This is a genomic window from Parasphingopyxis sp. (assembly GCF_028279465.1).
Lineage (GTDB): Bacteria > Pseudomonadota > Alphaproteobacteria > Sphingomonadales > Sphingomonadaceae > Parasphingopyxis.
Genome location: NZ_JANQNS010000003.1, coordinates 89,496 through 110,423 on the forward strand (window position 1 = coordinate 89,496; position 20,928 = coordinate 110,423).

The following is a 20,928-nucleotide window of genomic DNA, read 5'->3' on the forward strand; positions in this document are numbered from 1 at the left end:
CTCATGCCGAACAGCTCCATCCCCAAACGGCGCGCAATTATCGACCGGCGCGAGGTCGCGGCCCGGCTGCATGCGCTCGAGGCCGAGGGCACGGCGGCATTGCGGCAAGCGGCCGTTGCCGAGCTGCGCACGACGATGGAAGCCGGCTGCGCGGAGATTGCCGCCCGGCTGGAGGCGAAACCGTCGCGCGGATCGATCATCGCGCGCAGCTATTCCTTTCTCTACGATCAGCTCTTGCGGCTGATCTACGATTTCACGGTCCAGCGGCTCTATTCGAACAGCAATCCGTCAGATGCGGAGCGGCTGACCCTGATTGCCGTTGGCGGCTATGGCCGCAGCGAACTCGCGCCCTTCTCCGATCTCGATATCGGTTTCCTGACCCCCTACAAGCAGCCGCCCTGGTGCGAGCAGGTCATCGAATCGATCCTCTACACGCTCTGGGACCTCGGCCTAAAAGTCGGCCATTCGAGCCGGTCGCTCGACGATATGGTCCGCATGGCGAAAAGCGATATGACTATCCGCACCGCTCTGCTCGAGGCCCGCTATCTCTGGGGTGATGAGGGCATTTATGACGAGGCGACGCGGCGCTTTTATGCCGAAGTCGTGGAGGGTACGGCGCAGGCCTTTACCGCCGAGAAACTGGCCGAACGCGACCGCCGGCATGAGCGGATGGGCGACAGCCGCTATGTCGTCGAACCCAATGTGAAGGACGGGAAGGGCGGTCTCAGGGATCTCCATACGCTGTTCTGGATCGGGCGCTACGTCCACAAGGTGCGCGATCTCGGCGAACTGGTCGAGCATGGCCTGCTGACGTCTGACGAGCTCAAGCAGTTCCGCAAGGCGCGCGACTTTCTGCTCGCCGTGCGTTGCCATCTGCATCTGATCGCCAATCGCCCGGAAGAGCGGCTGACCTTCGACGTCCAGCCCGAAATCGCCAGGCGGATGAGTTATGCCGAGCGTACCGGCAAATCGGCGGTCGAACGTTTCATGCAGCATTATTTCCTGATGGCAAAACAGGTCGGCGATCTCACCGGCGTGTTCCTCGCGCATCTCGACGAGCAATATGGGCCGCGCGGGCGCCGCTTCGTGATGCCGACGCTGCGCCGCAAGCCCCGCAAGCTCAACGGTTTCACGCTCGATCGCGGCCGGCTCTCGATCCCCGGCGAGGATTTCTTCGCCAAAGACCCGGTCCGCCTGATCGAGCTGTTTGCGTTGGCCGATCAGCATGAGCTCGAAATTCACCCCGTCGCGATGCGTCAGGCCGGCCGCGATGAAAAGCTGGTCGCGAAGATTCGCAAGAACGCGCGCGCCAATGCACTGTTCCTCGATGTGCTGACCAGCCCGCGCGATCCCGAGACTGTGCTGCGATGGATGAACGAGGCGGGTATTTTCGGCCGTTTCGTGCCCGATTTCGGCCGCGTCGTCGCGCAGATGCAGTTCGACATGTACCATCATTATACCGTCGATGAGCATACGATCCGGGCGATCGGCCTCTTGGCCAAGATCGAGAATGGACGGCTCAAGGACGATCATCCGCTCGCACATGCGCTTATGGGCAAGCTGGTTTCGCGCCGCGTCCTTTATGTCGCCGTCCTGCTTCACGATATCGCTAAGGGCCGAGGCGGGGACCATTCGATTCTCGGTGCGGAAGTGGCGGAGAAGCTATGCCCACGCCTCGGTCTCGATGCCGGCGAGACGCAGACCGTGGCCTGGCTCGTGCGCTGGCATCTGCTGATGTCGGCAACGGCGTTCAAGCGCGATCTCGCCGATCCCAAGACGATCGAAGATTTCGTGCTGGCGGTGAAGAGCCCGGAACGGCTCAAGCTGCTGCTTGCGCTTACCGTCGTGGATATTCGCGCGGTGGGCCCGGGCGTCTGGAACGACTGGAAAGGCCAGCTCCTTTCCGATCTGTATGAGCTGGCGGAGGAAACGCTGCGGCTCGGCCACAAACATCATGGCCGCCGCACGCGTATCGCCGAGGCGCAGGAGGCTCTCGCCAAAACACTCGATTGGCCCGAGGCGGACCTTGCACATCTCTTCAAGCGGATGCCCAAGGCCTATTGGATCGCGGAAAACGAGGATACGGCTGCTGCCAATGCCCGGCAAATGGCGGACGCCAGAGCGCAGGATGACAAGCTTTCAATTGCGACGCAGCCCGATCCCGATCGCGGCGCGACGCTGGTTACCGTCTATACCGCCGACCACCCCGGGCTCTTCTATCGGCTCGCCGGCGCCGTCGACATGGCCGGGGCGAATGTCATCGACGCGCGCATCTACACGACGCGCGACGGCATGGCGCTCGACAATATTCTCGTACAGGACCCGCTGGGCGGCACGTTCGACGATCCGGGCCAGCTTCAGCGCTTGGAAACCGCTATCCGCGACGCGCTGGCGAACAAGCACAAGATGCGCGAGCGGCTCGAGGCCCGCCCGCTGCCCCGGACCCGGGCCGAGGCGTTCCATATTCAGCCGCTGGTGCTCATCGATAACAAGGCGTCGAACCGCTACACGGTGATCGAAGTCAACGCGCTGGACCGGCCAGCCTTACTGAACAGCCTGACCCATGCGCTGTTCCAGTCCAAGGCGACGATCCGGTCAGCCCATATCGCCACCTATGGTGAACGCGCTGTCGATACCTTCTACCTGACCGACCTGTTCGGCGAAAAAATCGTCGATCCGTCGCGCCTGAAGGCCTTGCAGAAACGGTTGCTGAAAGCCGCATCGGCGCCGAAGGGCAAGAAGCAAGCCGCCTAGGCCGGTTCGGCCGCCGGTGGCGTGTTTGGCCGTTCGCGCTTTTCCAGCTGTTCGCGCGGCGTTTCGGGCGGGGCGTAGCTGACAACGATATCGCCGGGCTCGACGACGGGCCGGGCGTCGGTCGAATAGAAGAGCAGACGCTCGTCGGGCTTCAGCACGCAGATCAGCAGAGCCTGAGGGTCGAGATTTTTCTTCAGATCTTCGACGCCGAACTTCTCGGTAATCTTGGTGCGCGTGAAGACCCAGTCGGCATCTTCGCATTTGAGCAGATCGTCTATTGTCGGGCCGGACTGTATGAGCACGCGGCCGCGTGAGTGATAGGGTGCCCGGTCCCTGTCCGTGCCGATCTGACTCACCGAATCATAGCCCATTTCGGGACCCAGATCGTCGCAGATCAGCGCGTTATAGGCGTCGTTATCGGTGGCCGCGATCAGCTCCTGAAACTGGCCGAGATCGAGATTTTCCTGGGTGACTTCGTCGAGGATATCGCCGCGATAGACGTCCAACTCCCGTCTTCGTGCCGCGCGCAGCGCATATTGCGAGGGGTCTGCTATGGTGACGGGGATATCCATCTTTTTCAGCAATTCGCCGAAATCGATCGTCCAGCGATTGGCGCCCACAAGCAACACGCCATTGGCCGGGCCCTGGTCCAGCCCAAGCCGCTGCGCCCACCATCGCGCCGAAAAGCCGTGGGCGAATATTGTCGCGATGACGACGCCGAACGATAGAGGAATCAGCGCTTCGGCATCTTCTATGCCATAATCGATCAACCGGATTGCAAAGAGGCCGGTGATGGCGACGGCGACGATCCCGCGTGGCGCGATCCAGGCGATGAACAGCCGCTCGTTCCACGGCACGCTCGAAAAGAGCAGCGAAATGAGGATCGTCAGCGGCCGGACGACGAACAGCAGCAGCACCAGGAAGCCGGCGAAACGCAACACGCCCTCGATAGGATCGGGCGAGGTCGTCTGGAAACTCGCGATGACTTCCCAGTCGAGCGTCGCCGACAGCATGATGAAGACGCCGGAGATCAGCAGCACCGCAAGGTCTTCCTTGAACCGGCGCAGGGCCTGGCTCGAGAACATCGGCCGGTTTGCCATCACCACGCCCATCACGGTGACGGTCACCAGCCCGGTCTCATGCTGGATGATATCCGCCACGACGAAGCCGCTAATGACGATGATGAGCAGTATGGGCGCCTTTAGATATTCGGGTACATAGCCGCGCGGAAAGAACCAGGTGACGCCCCAGCCGAGCGCGGCGCCGAGCAGGGCTGCGATAAAAGTCGATCCGATCACATCGAAGCTGATCGCGGCGATGCTCGTCCCCGATCCGCCATAGGTGATGTACGCGAAGATGAAGACCGCGAGCAGCGCGCCTATCGGATCGTTGACGATACCTTCCCATTTCAGAATGTTCGATGCGCGTTGTCCCACGCGCAACGTGCGCAGCATCGGACCGATCACCGTCGGGCCGGTGACGACCAATATACCGCCGAACAGTGCCGAGACCTCCCAGCTAAGCCCCGCGCCATAATGGCAGGCGAGCGTGCCGAGGAACCATCCGACCGGTACGCCGATCACGACGACGCGCATCACGGCCCAGCCGGCCTGGCGCAATTCGCGGAAATTGAGGCTCAGCCCTCCCTCGAACAGGATCACCGCCACTGCCAGTTTGATGATGGGCTCCTGCAGAGCCCCAAAATCTCTTTCGGGATTTATGAGGCCTCCGCGGAAAAACTCGTGCGGGATCATCGCGCTCACCGGGCCGACCAATATGCCGACGATCAGCATCAGCGCGATGGCGGGCCGTCCCGTGCGCCAGGCGATCCATTGTGCTCCGACCCCGGCGACCCCGATCACCGCGATCTTCACCATGAGGGAGTCCAGCGCCATCACCCGTCCATGCCGGGGAACGCGGGCCGCTTCAACTTATTGTTACGGCCACACGAGAAGAGCCCGCGCCGTTTGACGGGCGCGGGCTCCTTGAGTTTCGCGAAGGTACGCGGCGTTTAGAAGCGCGTGCGAACCGTTACGCCATATGTCCGCGGTTCGGCGAGGAATGCCGAATAGGTCTGCTGCGGCGCAATGAACGGCGTGTTGAAAGCGACCTGGGTATAATCCTCGTCGAAGAGGTTCTGTGCCCAGACTTCCAGGGACCAGCGATTGTCCGGCCCGCGGACTCCGATGCGGCCGTTTACGACGATGAAGGACTCCTGCTCCTTGCCGAACAGCAGGTCGGAGCCGGTATTGTAGCCGCTCGACATGCGCGTGTTCAGATAGAAGAGACCGCTGAGGCCGCTATTGCCTATCGGCGGTGTCCAGCTCATCGCGCCGGTGACCACGAGATCAGGTGCGTTGGAGAGCTGATCGCCGGGCAGCAGGCGCAGTGCCGGATCGAGCGGCGTGCCATTGTCGCGGCCGATCAGATCGTTTTCATAGGCCGTATCGACATAGGTGAAGCCGGCATTGAAGGCGAGATAATCGGTCGGGTTCAGCGTCGCTTCGACCTCGATACCCTGCGAGATCACGCCGGGTTCGACATCGTCCGGAGCGCAGGCGCCGGTCAGGCCGCCCGTATCCCGATCCGCGCCACCCAGATCGGTGCCGCAGCTATTGATATTCTGCACGAGGAACACGGTGCCGTTGAAGGTGTTCAGCTGGAAATTGCTGAACTCCTGCCGGAAGGCAGCGGCGCTGATCGTAAAGTCACGACCCGTATATTTCGCGCCGATTTCGAACGCGTCGACGGTTTCTTCGTCGAACTGCAGATTGGCCGGATTGTTGAGGACCGCCGGACCGACGATGACGGACAGGTTCGTCTGACCCGTAATATCGGCCGGATTGTAGAACGCACCGGTCAATGCGGACCGGTCCAGGTTGAAGCCGCCGGCCTTATAGCCGCGCGAATAGCTGGCATAGAGCAGCAGGTCGTCGACCGGACGATAGGAGAGGACAACCGTACCCGTGAACTCTTCTTCGTTGCGCTCGTCACTGATGTTGAGGGCGTTCAATTCGGTTGTAGAGTTGCCCTGACAGGTCAGCGAAATGAGCGCCCCGGCAAGCCCGGAGAGCGGTGTCGTGAGAAGCGGAGTCTGCAAGGCGCGCTGCGTCGGGCAGAAACCGTTCGTATTGTTGAAATCGATATCGAGCGTCTTCGTCTCATTCGTGTATCGCGCGCCGATCGTCAGATCGAGATTATCGGTGATGTGGATGATATTATGCGTGAAAAAAGCGAAGTTTTCGCTGTTCTGCATATATTGCGTGCCGTTCGAACCGACGCTGTTGACCTGCGACAGGATGTCGAGGCCGCCGAGGATTGCCGGTGTGGCCGCGCCGAATGCCGGCATTGTGCCGGGCGCCGTCCCATCGAGGATTGCCCGGCCGGTTGCACTCAGACAGGCTTGATCGCCCGGCGACGCAAGCGCCGGGTTGACGGCGAGAATTACGCGGCACGGCGCGAAGGCGCCATACTGGCTGCCGAACTGCAGATTGTCGGTAACCGTCAAATCTTCGTTCGCATAATAGGCACCGATCAGCCAGTCGAGCACACCGTCAAAGGCCTCGCCTTGCAAGCGCAGCTCCTGACTGAAAGTTTCGAAGCGCCGGGCGCCGGCATCGTCGCCGGGCGCACGGAACAGGATGTCGACGCCGGTATAGTCGGTGTCGGACGCCTGGTTGTTGTCATATTCGCGATAGGCGGTGATCGAGGTCAGCTGGGCGCCGCCGAAATCCCAGTCCATCTGCAGCGAAATGCCCCAGTCTTCCGTCTCGCCGGCATAGGAGCGGCCCGCGGTCGGATAGATGTTCCGGTCATAGGGATCGTCGGTCAGGGCGCGCGGATCCTGGCCCAAACCGAGTAGAATCGGAATGATCGGATTCTGCGTGCTGAGCAGCGAACCGCTGCCGCCCGGCCCGGCAAACGGGTCCAGGGCCGCATTACGCGTTGCGCCCGGCGCGATTTCCGGCGTTACGAAGACTGCCGCGCAGCACTCCTCGTCCTTGCTCGAATAATCGCCGATCAGGCGGAAGCTGAGATCGGGCGTCGCTTCCCAGAGCAGCTGTCCGCGGAGCAGATAGCGGTCCTGATCGTTGACCGTGCCGCCATTGACTTGGTCGGTGTAGAAACCGTCGCGCTCCAGATACACGCCGTCGACACGCGCCGCGACCGTGTTGCTGATCGGGAAGTTCAGACCGCCTTCAAGCCGGATGGTGTCGAAATTGCCGTACGTGGCGGCCGCATAGCCCTCCATGTCGAAGCTCGGGCCTTGGGTCACGATATTGATCAGACCGGCCGATGCGTTGCGGCCGAACAGCGTTCCCTGCGGTCCGCGCAACACTTCGACGCGCTCGATCGGGCCGAGTTCGTTGAGGCCGGCGCCGGAGCGCGATCGATAGACGCCGTCGATAAACACAGCGACTGAGCTTTCGAGGCCGGGGTTATCACCGACCGTGCCGATACCGCGGATACGCGCCGAGCCGTTCGCTTCGTTGCCCGTCGAAGAGACGAGCAGCGAAGGCGCGAGCTGGTTGAGCTGGCGAATATCGTTTGCGCCCGAATTCTGGAGGCTTTCCGCGTTGACCGCGCTGACCGCGATCGGAACATCCTGCAGCCGCTGTTCGCGGCCTTGGGCGACGACGACGATGACATTGTCGTTGGTCGATGCATCGGCGACTTCGGTGGCGCCGCCAGTGTCCTGAGCGATGGCGGGAGAAGCGATCGCCGCAAGTCCGGCGGTCGCAAGCAAGAGGGATTTACGCATGGGTTCGTCTCCAGTTCACGAATTTTCTTTTGTTATGACCCGCGTCTTTCCAGGATTTCGCCGGGAAACGCCAGCAAATCCAACGCTCCGCACAAGCAAGCGCGCATCAGTGATGCCTTTGGGCAACACAGTCGAATCTGGCCGTATCGGGCCATTTGCCGTACCAAAGCGCGTCAGGACTCACGCAGGGCAGGGAGAGACATAATGGCGGTAACGGGTATGGGCGGGCTCTTTTTCCGGGCGCACGACCCCGACGCGCTCACCCAATGGTATCGGGAGCATTTCGATCTTGGCGGCGGCGACAGCTGGTGGCAGCAACAGGCCGGCCCGACCGTATTCGCGCCGTTCAAGCAGGACAGCGACTATTTCGCCGAAGACAAGGCCTTCATGATCAATCTACGCGTCGACGATCTCGCTGGAATGATTGAAAAACTGGAAGCCGCCGGGATCGCGGTGCTGCGCAAGGACGAGTGGGATATGGATGGCAGTTACGGCCGTTTCGCGCGGATTCACGATCCCGAAGGCAATGCCATCGAACTGTGGGAGCCGCCGGCCGAACTGCCGGAAGAATAGGCGGCCCCGCCAGCCGCACTGCCGGAAGAATAGGCGGCCCCGCCAGCCGCGCTAATTGTTTTGGCCGAAGCGGATGATGGCGCGGATCATCCCATACCAGTTCCACATATCCTCGGTCTGCAATTCGGTGGTCCGGCCGTCGAAGAATACCTGGTCGCCCGAATTGGGATTGAAGATCGCCCCAACGTCGGAAAGATAGTCGATGCCGCCGCCGATGCCGATGGTGAAATTATCGGCGACATTGACGTCGATCCCGGCGCTCGCCGAACCGGCGAAGCCGACGCCCGAGCGGCTGTCTTCGATCGTCACGGTGAAGGCTTGGTCCGCCGCGGGCCCGAAATTGCTGCTATTGTTTTCGACCGAATCCAAGTCGGTGTCGTAATAATAGGCGCCAACTCTGCCGCGCACCCAGGGTGAGAATGTTCCGCGTGGGTTGAACTGAGTCTGCGCCATTATGCCGAGTAACGCCCGGAAATCGTCAACATCCTGTACCCTGTCCTGTTGGAACGAAAAGGTCGTGCCGCCGCTCACACCGCTGCCTCGGGCCATGCTCACATAGTCGCGATCGGCGAACATCGCACTGAACTCGGCGCTCAGGCGGAACAGAAGGTTGAGGCTCTCTTCGGAGAGCACTGTGTGACCGCCGCGCACGCCGATCGTTTCGATATCCGTCTCGATCTCGCTATCGAGTCCGAACGGCGTCGCGATGCCCGAGCTTCCGCCGGGCGATAGCTCGCCATAGACGATACCGGAATCCACACCGGAGTTACCGGGGATGCTGCTGGAAGCGCGGCTGTCACCATCGCCATAGATCATGTCCGCATACCAGTTGGGGGATCGGACACTGACTTCGAACTGGCTATAGCCGAAATTGTCGCTGCCTTCGGTGGCGAAGCGTTCGGGCGCTGTGCCCGGTGCGCCATCGCGCTGGAACCCTATTCCCGTTGACGGATGTTCTACCTCGCCCAAGCCAAAGCCAATGCTGACTGTCGTGCCGCCATCGTCGCGCCCACTGGTAAGCGATCCGGTATCTTCTGCTGATTCATCTTCTGCTGATTCGGGGCAGAATTCAGAGGGATGTGGGAATTCTTCCAGAATCTCGTCATAGTTTCTTGCAGCATCGCCCAGTTCTTCGCGATCTGATGCGTTGTCTGCGGAAATGGCTTGTTCCCGATATGTGTCTCGAATGGCGCGCAGCGCGCGATAATCCCGGCCATAGCGGTCAATGAGTATCTGCCGCTCGCCCGGCGATAGCGGTTGTTCGCCTGCCCAAGTGTTTGGGCACAAGTTCAGCGCGCCTCGCAGCTCGGAAATAAGGCTTTGCGCGTCGCGGCGATTGGTTTGCGGCGTGTCGGCAAGGCTGACAAGGTCCATACCCGCCGCTGAGTCAATGCTCAGATCCTGCTCTTCGGAGGGATTGATCGTCTGGCAACCCGCCAGTGCGCCTGACAGAATCAACACCAGGACCAGTTTTTCCGATTTCCGCATGATGCCCCCTTGCCGTGAGACCTGAATATTCAGCTTTCCAGACAAGGTAGCGACGGCGCGAAGAGGTGCGCATCATGCATTTGTATTATGGCATTTGTATTATGGCATTTGTATTATGTGATTGTTCTGTTCGGGCTTGCGGGCCGGCAGAAGCGTGTTTCAGCTGGTCAGGACGAGGCGTAGCAGGTCTGTCTGGCGTCTGGCCCCGGTCTTTTCCAAAACCCGTTGCATATGGACGCGTGCGGTATTTACCGAAATGCCATTGGCGGCGGCATGGTCGGGGACGGAAAGGCCTTCCGCTATGCTTTCGACTATCTTCACTTCAGCGGCAGTCAGGCCGTATCTCTGGCCGAAGTTTTTGAAATCAGTGATTTCTGACCCCCTGCCTTGTATGAGCCGCGCGTTTATGTCGGGGACGAGATCGTCGGGCAGAATATCAAAAATCTCTGCAACGCGGTCACTCCAAACCGGTTCGGAGCCGATCTTCTCGCCATCGATCCGAAGCTGGTCGCGCAACCATTCCACTGGGCTATTGCCGTCCGTGGAGCGTTTCGCCTCCCTGTCACCGTTGCCCATGCCTGCTCCTTTGCCTAGGATACGTACGATCTTTAGCATATTTTTGCGGGAGCGGGGATGCGGGTCGGAACTGCGCTAATGCCATCGGAAATCGATTTCCGGTTATCGCAGCTGGAAGCCGATGAGATAGCATCGCTGGTCCGTGTCCGAACAAGCTCGGCATACAAGATGATCTCCGATGCCGGCGCGCGCGTTGAAAATTGGATTATCGGCCGATTATTGTTGCGCGCTGTAAAATCGGGAACCGCAGCCGGCGGCAATGATGCACAAGGGCTGGAAAAACTATCACGCATCAGGTCCGCAACCGCCGCAGGACGGTTCGGAATCTTCTCACCAATGGCCATGATAACGCCCGATCCGGGAGCGGCCGCAACCGATGAAATGGCGGTCGATCACGATTTGAATGCTTGGGAGGATGAGGTCGATCCGGATGATCCTATCCTGATGTATATTCCCGGCGGCGGTTTTATCCTGCCACCATCGCCCAAACAGGTTGCGCTGGCGTTCAGGCTTGCCGAAAGCTGTGGATGCGAAGCGATCATCGGGAAGCATCGCCTTGCGCCTGAAAACCCGTTTCCGGCACCCGTTAAGGACCTCGTCGATCAATATGCACGCCTGCTGAGTTCGGGAATATCGGCCAAACGGATCATCATATCGGGGGATAGCGCGGGCGCCACGTTGGCGCTCTCCATGCTGATCGAGCTACGCGCGCGCAAACTGCCGATGCCCGCCGGCGCCATGCTGTTTTCGCCCTGGGCCGATCTCTCGCTCAGCGGATGGTCTTACATCACGAAAAGCCTGTCCAGCGAAAGCCCCTTCCGGATGGAAACCGCGGCTTTTAGTGCGAGGCTTTATCTCGGTGATACCCTGCCGACCGATCCGCGTGCGTCTCCTGCCTTTGCCGCGCTCACCGGTTTCCCGCCGCTGGCCATTCACTGCAGCCGGCATGACATGCACTTCGATGACGCCGTAACGTTGGCCGAAAAGGCCAAGGATGCGGGTGTGCCAATCCGGATGAACTATTGGAACAGTCCCCGGCACCACCTTGAGCGCTTTCGCTCGAAAGATGCCGAGAAGAGCTTCAAGCTGGCGGCTGAATTCACCCAGGGCTTACTCCGCGACGCAGCCTGATCCGCCGCTAAAACGACGTCCAACTCTGCCTGATCACTCCTGACGCGCTTCGAGCCAGGCTTCCATCTGCGCGATTTCGGCGCTCTGGCTTTCTATGATCGCTTCGGCGAGTGCGCGTCTCTTCGTCCGTGCCACTCAATTTCGGACACCGTCAGTCGAAATACCAACCTCTATTCAGCTAGCTGGCATTTGCCATAACTCTAAGAACGACTTATGTCGTAAATTTGGGACTACTGGGGGAGGAGCAATGCTTCGCCACGTGCATTTCGTCAAGCTGCTGTTGGTTGTCGCGAGCATCGCTCCGATTTCGACCGTTGCGAGCAACCCGTGGACCGAGATCACAGAGCGCGATCTCGAAACTATTGCCGAGGCCATCCGTGTCAGTCATCCCGGCCCTGTCGACACGTTGAATCCGCGTTTCGGAACCTTTTTGGAGGCCGGTCTGGCCGACGCGCGTGAACGGGCGCAAAATGTCGAAAACTTTCAGGACTATAAACGCGTGCTGATGCGGTTTGCGAACGGGTTTCGCGACGGACATCTGCGTTTGTCGTGGCCGGTCGATGTCGCCTATTATCGCTGGCCGGGGTTTCTACCGCAACTTGGACCCGATGGCGCTGTCCGGGTCGGCCTCAGCGAAACCGCGTCCGCAGAGGAAGGCGAGGTCATTCATTCATGCGATGGCCGTCCGCTCACCGCGCATTTCGATGAGAATGTCGCCCCATATTATGTCAATGTAGATATTCCGCAGAAGCGAAACTACTATTTTTCCTATGCGCTGCTCGCGGACAGTGCTGATGCGGAATTCTCGCAATGCTCAATCGGCGAGGGGCAAGCGCGCCGGCAGGTTGACCTGCAGTGGCGCCGGATCGATCGGCGGCAGGCACTCGACAAACGCTGGGCGGCTGTGGGGCTGGCACGCGGCGAACTCGGTCTGCATCGCCATGGTGACATCTGGATGCTGTCGATCCCGACGTTCAACTATTGGTCGTCGGATTCGATCGATCAGTATCGTGCGCTGCTCGATGACGTACGCGTCAATGCCGATGCGATCCGCCAAGCGCGAGCCTTTGTCATCGATGTGCGAGGCAATACGGGCGGCGTCAGTGTCTGGGGTGATCGCATGGCGGCCGCGTTATGGGATAGCGACTTCGTTACCGCTGTGCGCGAACACACCGATGCTAGCGCCTATGCCGATTGGCGCGTTTCCGAGACTGCCTTCAACCACAACCGGACGCTGGCCGAACGTCTTGCAGGCGACGACGCCGAAACGGCCGCTCAAGTTGCGGCGATAGCGGATGGCATCGCCGAGGCGATGCGTGCCGGCGAGGAATATTACCAGCAAGGCGAGGGCGGCGCAGGCCAGCCGCTCCCGCAAGGCGAATCGCCCTTCTCGGGCGATGTCTATTTTCTCACCGACTATGTCTGTGCGAGCGCGTGCCTCGATTTCGCCGACCTGATCCTGCGCCTGCCCGGCGTCACCCATATCGGTCTGTCGACCTCGGGCGACACCGTCTATATCGACAATACCGCTGTGGTTTTGCCTAGCGGTTTGGCCAGTCTGTCGCTCTCGATGAAAGTTTGGCGCGATCGGTTGCGCGGCAACAATGAATTCTACACGCCTGCCCATGTCTGGCCCGGCGGCCGGATGACCGACGACGCCCTTATCGAGTGGGTTCGGGAACTGTCCGCAGACAACCAGCCGGGATTTGCAAACGGAGGTTAATTTGCCTCGTATCGTTCGAGCCAGGCTTGCATCTGCGCGATTTCGGCGCTCTGGCTTTCGATGATCGTTTCGGCGAGCGCGCGCGTTTCCGGGTCTGTTCCATGTTCGAGCACGATTTCCGCCATGTCGATCGCGCCCTGATGATGCGGGATCATCATGCGCATGAAGGTTTCGTCCGGATCGTCCGACGCCGTGCCCATGTCGTGATGCATGCGCTGCATCGATTCATTGAAAGCGGCCGCAGACACGCTTTCCGGATCGCCGCCCTCGGGCATGCTCATATGCGCATCCATCTCGGGCATCGGCTCTTCGGTTTCGGGCGCCGTCTCCATGCATCCGGCCAAGAGAATTGCGCTGGCCGGAACCATGAACCGCACAATTTTCAGCCGGATCATTTGGGCGCCAGCACCATAAGCATCTGTCGCCCTTCCATCTTCGGATGGGCTTCGGTCTTGGCGGTTTCCTTGGTGTCTTCTTGCACGCGGCGGAGGAGATCCATGCCGAGTTCGCGGTGGGAAAGCTCGCGGCCGCGGAAGCGCAGCGTCACCTTCACTTTGTCGCCATCGTCGATGAACTGGTGCACCTTCTTCATCTTCACGTCATAATCGTGATCGTCGATGTTCGGGCGCATCTTGATCTCTTTGATGTCCTGCGTCTTTTGCGATTTCCGCGCAGCATTGGCCTTTTTCTGGGCCTCATATTTGTATTTGCCGACATCGAGGAACTTCGCGACGGGCGGATCGGCATTCGGGGAGACTTCGACAAGATCGAGGCCGACATCGGCGGCTTGCTCGATCGCTTCATTGGTCAGCAATACGCCCAGATTTTCGCCATTTTCGTCGATCACGCGGACCTTTGGCGATTGAATGAACTGATTATAGCGGGGGCCGTTCATCGGCGGCGCCGCAGGGCGGCGGGAAAGTGGCTGGCGTATGTCTATGTCTCCTGCTCGGTCATGTTGCTGAGCCCATAATATATGACGCGTGCGGCGAGAATCAAAGTGAATTCAGAGACAGCGATCGGTGGCCATGTTTTCGCGCATCGCCAAGGTCCGCTAAACGTCCGGCATGCATGACGCCCGACCGGCGTTCGATTTCCGGAAAGCCAACACGCCATCCGAGCGACATCGCGCGGCTTTAACAATTTTTAAGACATATTCCGTAGCGCTTTCTTAACAAGAGAGGTGTCGATGTCGGACGAGGTTGGCGAAAAAGCTGTTTCCGAAAGGCGCGGTTTGGGCAGATATGTCCATATCGGCGCGTGGTTTGTCCTGGGCGGTCTACTCGGCGCGCTGGGATCATTCCCTTTCGGCATGCTCGAACGTGGATTCAATTCCACCGTGTTTATGTTCGCTGAGCTCACGCGAAGCCGCTCCGATATCCTTGCTCCGATCACACGCCCAGGCGATGGCCTTGTCACATCGTCTCCCGGGGACGTGCAGCCCGGTATCACGCTCATTCAAGGTACGATGCCTGGCGGAACGCAGATCCGGCTGATCGACATCGCTGGCGAAGAATTGCACCGCTGGAATGCAGATTTTTTCGAAGCCTGGCCGGATGCCGATGATGTCTTTCCGGCAAACAGGGTGCCCAAATCGCGTTTCAATTACTTCATTCAGGGTATGCATCCGTTGCGCGACGGCTCGATCATCATGAATTTCGGCGATCTCGGGGCAATCCGCCTTGATGCCTGTTCAAATGTCGTCTGGCGGTCGGATCGCCCGATGCACCATTCCGTGACCCCAACCGGCGATGGCCGCTTCTGGATACCGGGGCACATCTCGGTTTTCGATACACCAGCCGAGTATCTGCCGCGCGGCTATACCGCCGAAGACATTCAGGAAATGCTGACAGAGGATGGATATAATAATTCCCTCCTCCTAGTGACGGCCGATGGCGAGGTGGAACGGGAAATATCTGTGCTGGAATCCGTTTTCGATGCCGGTCTGGAGCATGCCCTCTATTCGTCACTGCAAGAAACCGCGTCCGATCCCACGCATGTAAACGATATCGAGATCGTGACGCCTGAGCTTGCCGCACGCATTGACGGTGTGGAGGAAGGCGACCTGCTCATTTCGATCCGCGAAATGCATATGCTGGCCATTTTGGACGAGCATGATGGCAGGCTGAAATGGTACCAGCAGGGCCCGTGGGTGCGTCAGCACGACCCGGACATCACGCCTGCTGGCATGATCGACGTCTTCAACAATCGCTCAAGGCTGATCGGTGCCACTGTGCGGGATAGCCAGATCGTCCGTCTTGATCCCGCCACCGGAGAAACCGTGACGCTGCACCCTGTGGCCGAAGATGATCGCTTCTACACGCGGATAATGGGCGAGCATCAATTACTTGGTAACGGAAATCGTTTAATTATTGAATCGCTTGCCGGACGGGTGTTCGAAACCACCCCCGAAGGCGAGGTCGTGTGGGATTATCGCCTGCAATATGACGATGAATACGCGTCGCTATTTTCATATGCGATGCGCCTGCCGGAAAACTATTTTGAAGAGGAGGATTGGACATGTCCGCCCCAAGCCGAATGAAGAAAGCCATACTGTTGGCGGCTGCGCCGGTGTTACTGCTCAATGCCAGCCCAGCTTTCGCCTATCTTGGGCCGGGATTGGGCCTGAGCGCAATCGGATCGGCGCTGAGCTTTATCGGCGTCATCCTGCTGATGATCGTCGGTTTCGTCTGGTATCCGTTGAAGCGGCTCATTGCGAAAATGCGCGGAAAGGGCACGCCGGCTGAACCGGCGGAGGACCGGAACAACCAATGATCTTGGCCTATGCCGCCAGCTGTCTGCTCTTCGCGCTGGCATTTCATAATCTTCGCATAATCGACAAGACGCGTGAACTGCTCGCCAGTCTCAACGCATCTTTCCGCGTCATCTCCGATCGCACGATGAGCGATCTCGAAAAGGAAGTCGCGATACGGCGCGGCGCCTTGCGATCCGGGGGCGATGCGGTGAAGCTCGCCTTCTTTTTCCTGGTGACGGCTGCTGCGGGCGCACTACCGGTGGCTGCCGGGCTCTATGCGAATCTGTACACGTTCGAGGCCTTTTTATGGTTTTCGCTCGAACCGCTGGTCCTGATCGGGACATGCGTGATTTTCGGCGGATATGCCTGGGCCATCGCGCGGTTGAGGACCAGCTGAGCCGATGGCGCTGGAAGATTATGGCTGGCTGGACCGGTCCATTCACCGGATCGCTTTCGGCACGAAGGTGCCCCAGGATTTTCTGCTCGACATGGAAGAGCGCCGCTACGGCGACCATATCGCGCGGCAAGAGATCGTTTCGCCGATATTCGTCACCGGGCTCGCCCGGGCGGGAACGACGCTGGTGCTCGAAACGCTCGCGCGGCACCCGCAACTCGCCACCCATCGCTATCGGGATATGCCTTTCGTAATATCGCCGATTATCTGGCGCGACCTGTCCGGCCGGTTCCAGGTCGCGCAGGAAAAGAAGGAGCGCGCGCACAAGGACGGGCTGGAGGTGAACACCGATAGCGCCGAAGCCTTTGAAGAGGTGTTGTGGATGCGCGCCTTTCCCGATCACTTTGGCAAGGATGGCATCAAGCTTTGGGACACGCTTCCGAGCGCGTTTGTCAAAGATTTCCGTCGTCATATGCAGCGCGTGATTGTCGCGCGGGACGCCAAGGGCAGTGCGCAGCCGCGCTATCTTTCCAAAAATAACGGCAACATTTCCCGGCTGCCGGCGCTCAAAAACGCCTTTCCCGATGCCAGGGTCGTTGTGCCGCTACGGCATCCGCTCGATCATGCGCGCTCGCTTTTGAAACAGCACCAGCTCGCATCGCAATCGCATGCGGAAAGCGGCTTTGCGCGCAGTTACGTTTCCGATATCGGGCATTTCGAATTTGGCGATGTTCATCGCCCTTTTTTGTTCGAAGGCATGTCCGAGATCGTTCGGGATTATAGCCCCGATGACTATGCCTATTGGCTTCATTACTGGATCGCAGCCCACCGGCATCTGGCGGGGCAAAGCGATATCGAGATCGTCGATATGGAGCGGTTTACGAACGAACGGCATATCGCAGACCTGCTCGCGCGCCTCGAACTCGATCCCTGCGCCGATGTTGTCCGGAGCGCGCAGGAGCAGATCAGACCGATAAAGCGCTATGACGGATCGCCTGATGCGGACGCTGAAACGGTAGAGGCGGCGATGGCGATCTATGAACAGATGCGCAACCGCAAAGACTGCCTGCTTTAGGACGGCGATCGGCCATAGGGTCGCTAACCCGTCCTTAACCGTAAATCTCTAGTTTCTTCGGCGAAACTTCGTTCGAGGCCCCATGTTCGCATCACTCTCAATGGGGCCATTTGGCCCACCGAATACGGCTTCGCGGCAGCTGTCGCAAATAGGCCTGTTCGTGCCCGCGATCGCCCTTTTCGTGGTCGTCAACCTGCTCAATCCCAGCGGCTATCGTGGTGCCGGCGGCGATGACTGGTATTATCTGGAGGCGGCGCGATGCTTGGCAGAGGGTGGGGCGTGCCTGCCGACGACGCATTGGGAAACCCGCTGGCCGGTCACGGCCCCGCTAGGCTGGAGCCTCGCGCTTTTCGGCGAAAGCCGCCTTTCGGTATCGCTGGTGCCGCTTCTCTACTCACTAACGGCGCTCGGGCTGTTCGCCGTGCTGATGGTGCGGCAGTTTGGTCGTGCCGCTGCGGGCATCGGCCTGTTCTGCCTCATCGCGACCCCTGCGCTCGCGCAGAGTTTTTTGCGCCCCAATCCGGGCCTGCCTGAGTTATGTTTCGCCCTCGCCTCGCTCCTGGCTATCCAGGGCGCGGCACGCGCGGGGAACGATCGGTGGATGATGGTGTTGCTGTCATTGGCCGGTGCGTCGCTCGCCATCGCGATTGCCTGCCGCGCGACATCCATCGTGCTGCTGCCGCCTGCCGCTTTGCTCGTAATCATCGTCGCCGGGTTTTCGACACGCGCGATGATGGCGTTTGTGGGCGGCATATTGGCGCCGCTATTGCTACAATCCTGCTTCTACCTGTTGGCGACCGGCGATCCGCTTTTCAATTGGCGCCTCGCGCTCGGCCATACCCGCATTGCGTCCACCGAATTATTGCCGGGTACGGATACAAGCCGATCGCCGCTCTTCAATCCAGACTTTATTGACGGATGGCGTCCGGCCAGTGGCATTGAGGTGCACTGGACCCTCGATCCGTTGCTGAACCTTCTCGCCCATCCCCATGTTGCGCTTGCTCTTGTCCTGCCGGTGATTTTCGCGCTGATCTGGAAAGCGCAGGCCGGCCGGTTCCATCCTCTTACGCCGGTGGTGGCCGGCCTGTTCCTGTTCGGCGCCTATTATTTCGCCGCTCTCGCCTATGGGCTGGCCGTTGATCCAAAACCCCGCATGTTCTTCCCCGTGGCCGCCGCGGGCGCCGCGATCATGGGCGCGGTGGGCAGTGCCTCGTGGCGCAGCAGGGGTAAGCTACCATTGCTTGGCGCCATGGCGCTTTTCGGGGCGAATGCGCTGTTGATATCCGCACAGTATCTCGACATCCGGCCGCTGGAACGCGAGGCGCGTCACTGGGCGGCGCAGGGCCGGAACAGCCTGGCAACCGACGAAATGACATGGCGCATCCTGACACTGGAGCCCGCCGTTCATGCGCTCACACATACCGATGCCGATCGTGCGGCGCGGCTAATTGCCGTGTTCGAAGGGCAGTGTGATGCGCAGTCCGGCCGCCTGCCTAACGGGCGCTGGCATGTGACGCGTGAAACCGTGCACCGTTCCAGCCCTGCCATGCAGCTGGGCGATCTCGTGCCGGCTGGACGGCGCCCGCTGGTGCTGTGCCTTTTTGAGAGGGTTTCGACCTAGCGCAAGTCTGGCGGTGTTGCCTCTCCGCCAATCATCTCCACCGCCTCATCGAGCGGCATCACCTTCTGGTGCTTGTCGGAGCCCAGCTGACGTAGCGCGATTGTACCCTCTTCCGCCTCGCGCTTGCCGACAACGAGGAGATTTGGCACTTTGGCATGGCTGTGTTCGCGCACCTTATAGTTGATCTTCTCGTTCCGAAGATCGGATTCGACGCGGATACCCGCGGCCTTGAGCGTGGCAACAACCTCTTGCGCATAGTCATCGGCGTCCGAGACGATAGTGGCAACCACCGCCTGCACTGGTGCCAGCCACAGAGGCAATTTTCCGGCATAGTGCTCGATCAGAATGCCGATAAACCGTTCCAGCGAACCGAAGAGCGCGCGGTGCAGCATGACCGGGCGATGGCGCTCGCCATCCTCGCCGATATAGCCGATGTCGAAGGCTTCGGGCAGGTTCATATCGACCTGCAGCGTGCCGCACTGCCAATCGCGGCCAATCGCATCGCGCAACACGAACTCCAGCTTTGGTCCGTAAAACGCGCCTTCGCCCTCATTGATTGAATATTCGAGGTCCATAGCGTCGAGTGTATCGATCAGCGAGCCTTCAAGCACGTCCCAGACTGCGTCTGAACCCATGCGGTTTTCCGGTCGCGTCGAAAGCTTGAGCCGCACATCCTCAAAACCAAACTCGCGATAGATATCGAGTACGAGCGCAACCACGTCTCGGTTCTCATCATTGAGCTGCTCGGGTGTGCAAAAGATATGCGCATCATCTTGCGTAAAATGCCGTACCCGCATGAGACCATGCAGCGCTCCTGACGGTTCATAGCGGTGCACCTTGCCGAATTCGGCCATGCGCAGCGGCAGATCGCGATAGCTTTTCAGGCCATGGGCGAATAGCGACACGCCGCCGGGGCAGTTCATCGGTTTCAAGGCAAAGACGCGGTCATCTTCGGTTTGCGTCGTGAACATATGCTCATGATAGTTGAACCAATGGCCCGAGGTTTCCCACAAGCTACGGTCCATCACGTCGGGCGTGTTCACCTCGACATAACCGGCGCGCTCCTGCCGGCGGCGCATATAGGCGATCAAACCCCGGAACAGGTGCCAGCCATTGGGGTGCCAGAAGACCGCGCCGGGCGCGAATTCCTCGAAATGGAACAGGTCGAGCTCGCGGCCCAGTTTGCGATGGTCGCGCTTGGCGGCTTCCTCGAGCCGGTGGAGATGCGCCTTGAGCTGTTTCTTGTTGAGCCAGGCGGTGCCATAGACACGGCTCAGCATCGCGTTCTTCTGATCGCCGCGCCAATAGGCCCCGGCCACGCGCATGAGCTTGAAGGCCTGCGGGTCGAGCTTGCCGGTACTGGCCAGATGCGGCCCGCGACACATGTCCATCCAGTCATCACCCGACCAATAGACGGTGATCTCCTCGCCCTCGGGCAATTCCTTGGCCCATTCGGCCTTGAAGCTTTCGCCGTCCTTTTCCCAGCGCTCGATCAGCGCGTCGTGCTCCCAGACTTCGCGGCGCAACGGTTTGTCGGCCTTGATGATCCGCCGCATCTCTTCCTCGATTGCGGGCAGGTCTTCCTCAGTCAGCGGCTCTTTCGGCGCGAAATCGTAATAGAAGCCATCCTCGGTCGCGGGGCCGAAGGTAATCTGCGTGCCGGGAAAGAGGTTTTGCACGGCCTCGGCCAGCACATGGGCGAAGTCATGCCGGACGAGTTCGAGCGCATCGGCCTCGTCGCGCGAGGTAATCAGTTCCAGCGCGGCATCGCCATCGAAGGGCCGGCCGATATCGCGCACTTCTCCATCGACGCGCGCGGCCAGCGCGGCCTTGGCGAGCCCGGGGCCGATCGCGGCGGCAACATCGGCCGGCGTGGCCCCGGCTTCCATCTCGCGCACCGATCCATCGGGCAGGCTGATCTTGAACATCTCGCTCATGACATTTTCTCGTCCTGTTTGCGCGCCGCCATGGCACAGCATGGCCCGCGCTTGAAGAGCGGTGTGAAGCTTGGTTGCCGATTTTCGGGAGGACACCGCACCACCCGAAACCGGGTGGCGAATGCTGCGACCTAGGCCG

General features: G+C 60.1%; 17 protein-coding genes. 9 read left to right on the plus strand and 8 right to left on the minus strand.

Features of this window, described 5'->3' with window-relative positions:
• Positions 1–3: 3 nt before the first annotated feature.
• Positions 4–2,754 (plus strand): [protein-PII] uridylyltransferase, encoded by a 2,751-nt coding sequence (locus Q0974_RS01415; protein ID WP_299321736.1) that lies wholly within the window; start codon positions 4–6, stop codon positions 2,752–2,754.
• Here the strand turns inward: Q0974_RS01415 and Q0974_RS01420 are convergent.
• Together Q0974_RS01420 and Q0974_RS01425 are read right to left on the minus strand one after the other, a co-directional pair.
• A complete protein-coding gene (locus Q0974_RS01420; RefSeq protein ID WP_299321739.1) occupies positions 2,751–4,649 on the minus strand; it encodes a sodium:proton antiporter in 1,899 nt (632 codons plus the stop codon). The genes Q0974_RS01415 and Q0974_RS01420 overlap by 4 nt on opposite strands.
• 116 nt (positions 4,650–4,765) lie before the next feature.
• Positions 4,766–7,516: a TonB-dependent receptor gene (locus Q0974_RS01425; protein WP_299321741.1), complete on the minus strand. Its 2,751-nt coding sequence runs from the start codon at positions 7,514–7,516 to the stop codon at positions 4,766–4,768.
• 204 nt (positions 7,517–7,720) lie between these two features.
• Here Q0974_RS01425 and Q0974_RS01430 point away from each other — a divergent pair, with 204 nt between their 5' ends.
• Positions 7,721–8,089, plus strand: coding sequence for a VOC family protein (locus Q0974_RS01430; RefSeq protein ID WP_299321742.1), 369 nt, complete (start codon positions 7,721–7,723; stop codon positions 8,087–8,089).
• Between the two features lie 51 nt (positions 8,090–8,140).
• On the opposite strand, the gene Q0974_RS01435 is transcribed toward Q0974_RS01430, so the two are convergent.
• Both Q0974_RS01435 and Q0974_RS01440 read right to left on the minus strand, forming a co-directional pair.
• Entirely contained in the window at positions 8,141–9,577 is a 1,437-nt protein-coding gene (locus Q0974_RS01435; RefSeq protein ID WP_299321744.1) for a hypothetical protein, read from the minus strand.
• Between the two features lie 159 nt (positions 9,578–9,736).
• Complete coding sequence (locus tag Q0974_RS01440) at positions 9,737–10,153, minus strand: helix-turn-helix transcriptional regulator (protein ID WP_299321746.1); 417 nt, start codon at positions 10,151–10,153, stop codon at positions 9,737–9,739.
• Positions 10,154–10,489: 336 nt separating this feature from the next.
• Between Q0974_RS01440 and Q0974_RS01445 the strand changes: the two genes are divergently transcribed.
• A complete protein-coding gene (locus Q0974_RS01445; protein WP_299321749.1) occupies positions 10,490–11,284 on the plus strand; it encodes an alpha/beta hydrolase fold domain-containing protein in 795 nt (264 codons plus the stop codon).
• Positions 11,285–11,317: 33 nt separating this feature from the next.
• Here Q0974_RS01445 and Q0974_RS01450 read toward each other — a convergent pair whose 3' ends face one another.
• On the minus strand, positions 11,318–11,419 hold the full coding sequence (locus Q0974_RS01450; RefSeq protein ID WP_299321752.1) for a DUF305 domain-containing protein: 102 nt from the start codon (positions 11,417–11,419) through the stop codon (positions 11,318–11,320).
• A 112-nt stretch (positions 11,420–11,531) separates the two neighbouring features.
• On the opposite strand from Q0974_RS01450, the gene Q0974_RS01455 reads away from it, so the two are divergent.
• Entirely contained in the window at positions 11,532–13,007 is a 1,476-nt protein-coding gene (locus tag Q0974_RS01455) for a S41 family peptidase (protein WP_299321754.1), read from the plus strand.
• Here the strand turns inward: Q0974_RS01455 and Q0974_RS01460 are convergent.
• Together Q0974_RS01460 and infC are read right to left on the minus strand one after the other, a co-directional pair.
• On the minus strand, positions 13,004–13,402 hold the full coding sequence (locus tag Q0974_RS01460) for a DUF305 domain-containing protein (RefSeq protein ID WP_299321758.1): 399 nt from the start codon (positions 13,400–13,402) through the stop codon (positions 13,004–13,006). The genes Q0974_RS01455 and Q0974_RS01460 overlap by 4 nt on opposite strands.
• The gene (gene infC, locus Q0974_RS01465; RefSeq protein WP_299321760.1) at positions 13,399–13,902 is read right to left on the minus strand and encodes a translation initiation factor IF-3; all 504 of its coding nucleotides are present in this window, start codon (positions 13,900–13,902) and stop codon (positions 13,399–13,401) included. Before infC ends, Q0974_RS01460 begins: the two co-directional genes overlap by 4 nt.
• Positions 13,903–14,196: 294 nt before the next feature.
• Between infC and Q0974_RS01470 the strand changes: the two genes are divergently transcribed.
• The 5 genes from Q0974_RS01470 to Q0974_RS01490 all read left to right on the plus strand — a co-directional run bounded on the left by Q0974_RS01470 (position 14,197) and on the right by Q0974_RS01490 (position 18,852).
• Positions 14,197–15,549, plus strand: a complete 1,353-nt coding sequence (locus Q0974_RS01470; RefSeq protein ID WP_299321761.1) for an arylsulfotransferase family protein — start codon at positions 14,197–14,199, stop codon at positions 15,547–15,549.
• Complete coding sequence (locus Q0974_RS01475; RefSeq protein WP_299321763.1) at positions 15,528–15,782, plus strand: hypothetical protein; 255 nt, start codon at positions 15,528–15,530, stop codon at positions 15,780–15,782. Before Q0974_RS01470 ends, Q0974_RS01475 begins: the two co-directional genes overlap by 22 nt.
• Positions 15,779–16,159, plus strand: a complete 381-nt coding sequence (locus Q0974_RS01480) for a hypothetical protein (protein WP_299321790.1) — start codon at positions 15,779–15,781, stop codon at positions 16,157–16,159. Before Q0974_RS01475 ends, Q0974_RS01480 begins: the two co-directional genes overlap by 4 nt.
• Positions 16,160–16,163: 4 nt before the next feature.
• Positions 16,164–17,231 (plus strand): sulfotransferase, encoded by a 1,068-nt coding sequence (locus Q0974_RS01485; RefSeq protein ID WP_299321792.1) that lies wholly within the window; start codon positions 16,164–16,166, stop codon positions 17,229–17,231.
• Between the two features lie 160 nt (positions 17,232–17,391).
• Complete coding sequence (locus tag Q0974_RS01490) at positions 17,392–18,852, plus strand: glycosyltransferase family 39 protein (protein ID WP_299321796.1); 1,461 nt, start codon at positions 17,392–17,394, stop codon at positions 18,850–18,852.
• On the opposite strand, the gene thrS is transcribed toward Q0974_RS01490, so the two are convergent.
• Positions 18,849–20,789 (minus strand): threonine--tRNA ligase, encoded by a 1,941-nt coding sequence (gene thrS / locus Q0974_RS01495; protein ID WP_299321798.1) that lies wholly within the window; start codon positions 20,787–20,789, stop codon positions 18,849–18,851. The genes Q0974_RS01490 and thrS overlap by 4 nt on opposite strands.
• Positions 20,790–20,928: the final 139 nt, after the last annotated feature.

Coding starts and splice junctions, on each gene's coding strand:
- Q0974_RS01415 (WP_299321736.1), top strand. CDS start 4: ATGCCGAACAGCTCCATCCCCAAACGGCGCGCAATTATCGACCGGCGC.
- Q0974_RS01420 (WP_299321739.1), bottom strand. CDS start 4,649: ATGGCGCTGGACTCCCTCATGGTGAAGATCGCGGTGATCGGGGTCGCC.
- Q0974_RS01425 (WP_299321741.1), bottom strand. CDS start 7,516: ATGCGTAAATCCCTCTTGCTTGCGACCGCCGGACTTGCGGCGATCGCT.
- Q0974_RS01430 (WP_299321742.1), top strand. CDS start 7,721: ATGGCGGTAACGGGTATGGGCGGGCTCTTTTTCCGGGCGCACGACCCC.
- Q0974_RS01435 (WP_299321744.1), bottom strand. CDS start 9,577: ATGCGGAAATCGGAAAAACTGGTCCTGGTGTTGATTCTGTCAGGCGCA.
- Q0974_RS01440 (WP_299321746.1), bottom strand. CDS start 10,153: ATGGGCAACGGTGACAGGGAGGCGAAACGCTCCACGGACGGCAATAGC.
- Q0974_RS01445 (WP_299321749.1), top strand. CDS start 10,490: ATGGCCATGATAACGCCCGATCCGGGAGCGGCCGCAACCGATGAAATG.
- Q0974_RS01455 (WP_299321754.1), top strand. CDS start 11,532: ATGCTTCGCCACGTGCATTTCGTCAAGCTGCTGTTGGTTGTCGCGAGC.
- Q0974_RS01460 (WP_299321758.1), bottom strand. CDS start 13,402: ATGATCCGGCTGAAAATTGTGCGGTTCATGGTTCCGGCCAGCGCAATT.
- infC (WP_299321760.1), bottom strand. CDS start 13,902: ATGAACGGCCCCCGCTATAATCAGTTCATTCAATCGCCAAAGGTCCGC.
- Q0974_RS01470 (WP_299321761.1), top strand. CDS start 14,197: ATGTCGGACGAGGTTGGCGAAAAAGCTGTTTCCGAAAGGCGCGGTTTG.
- Q0974_RS01475 (WP_299321763.1), top strand. CDS start 15,528: ATGTCCGCCCCAAGCCGAATGAAGAAAGCCATACTGTTGGCGGCTGCG.
- Q0974_RS01480 (WP_299321790.1), top strand. CDS start 15,779: ATGATCTTGGCCTATGCCGCCAGCTGTCTGCTCTTCGCGCTGGCATTT.
- Q0974_RS01485 (WP_299321792.1), top strand. CDS start 16,164: ATGGCGCTGGAAGATTATGGCTGGCTGGACCGGTCCATTCACCGGATC.
- thrS (WP_299321798.1), bottom strand. CDS start 20,789: ATGAGCGAGATGTTCAAGATCAGCCTGCCCGATGGATCGGTGCGCGAG.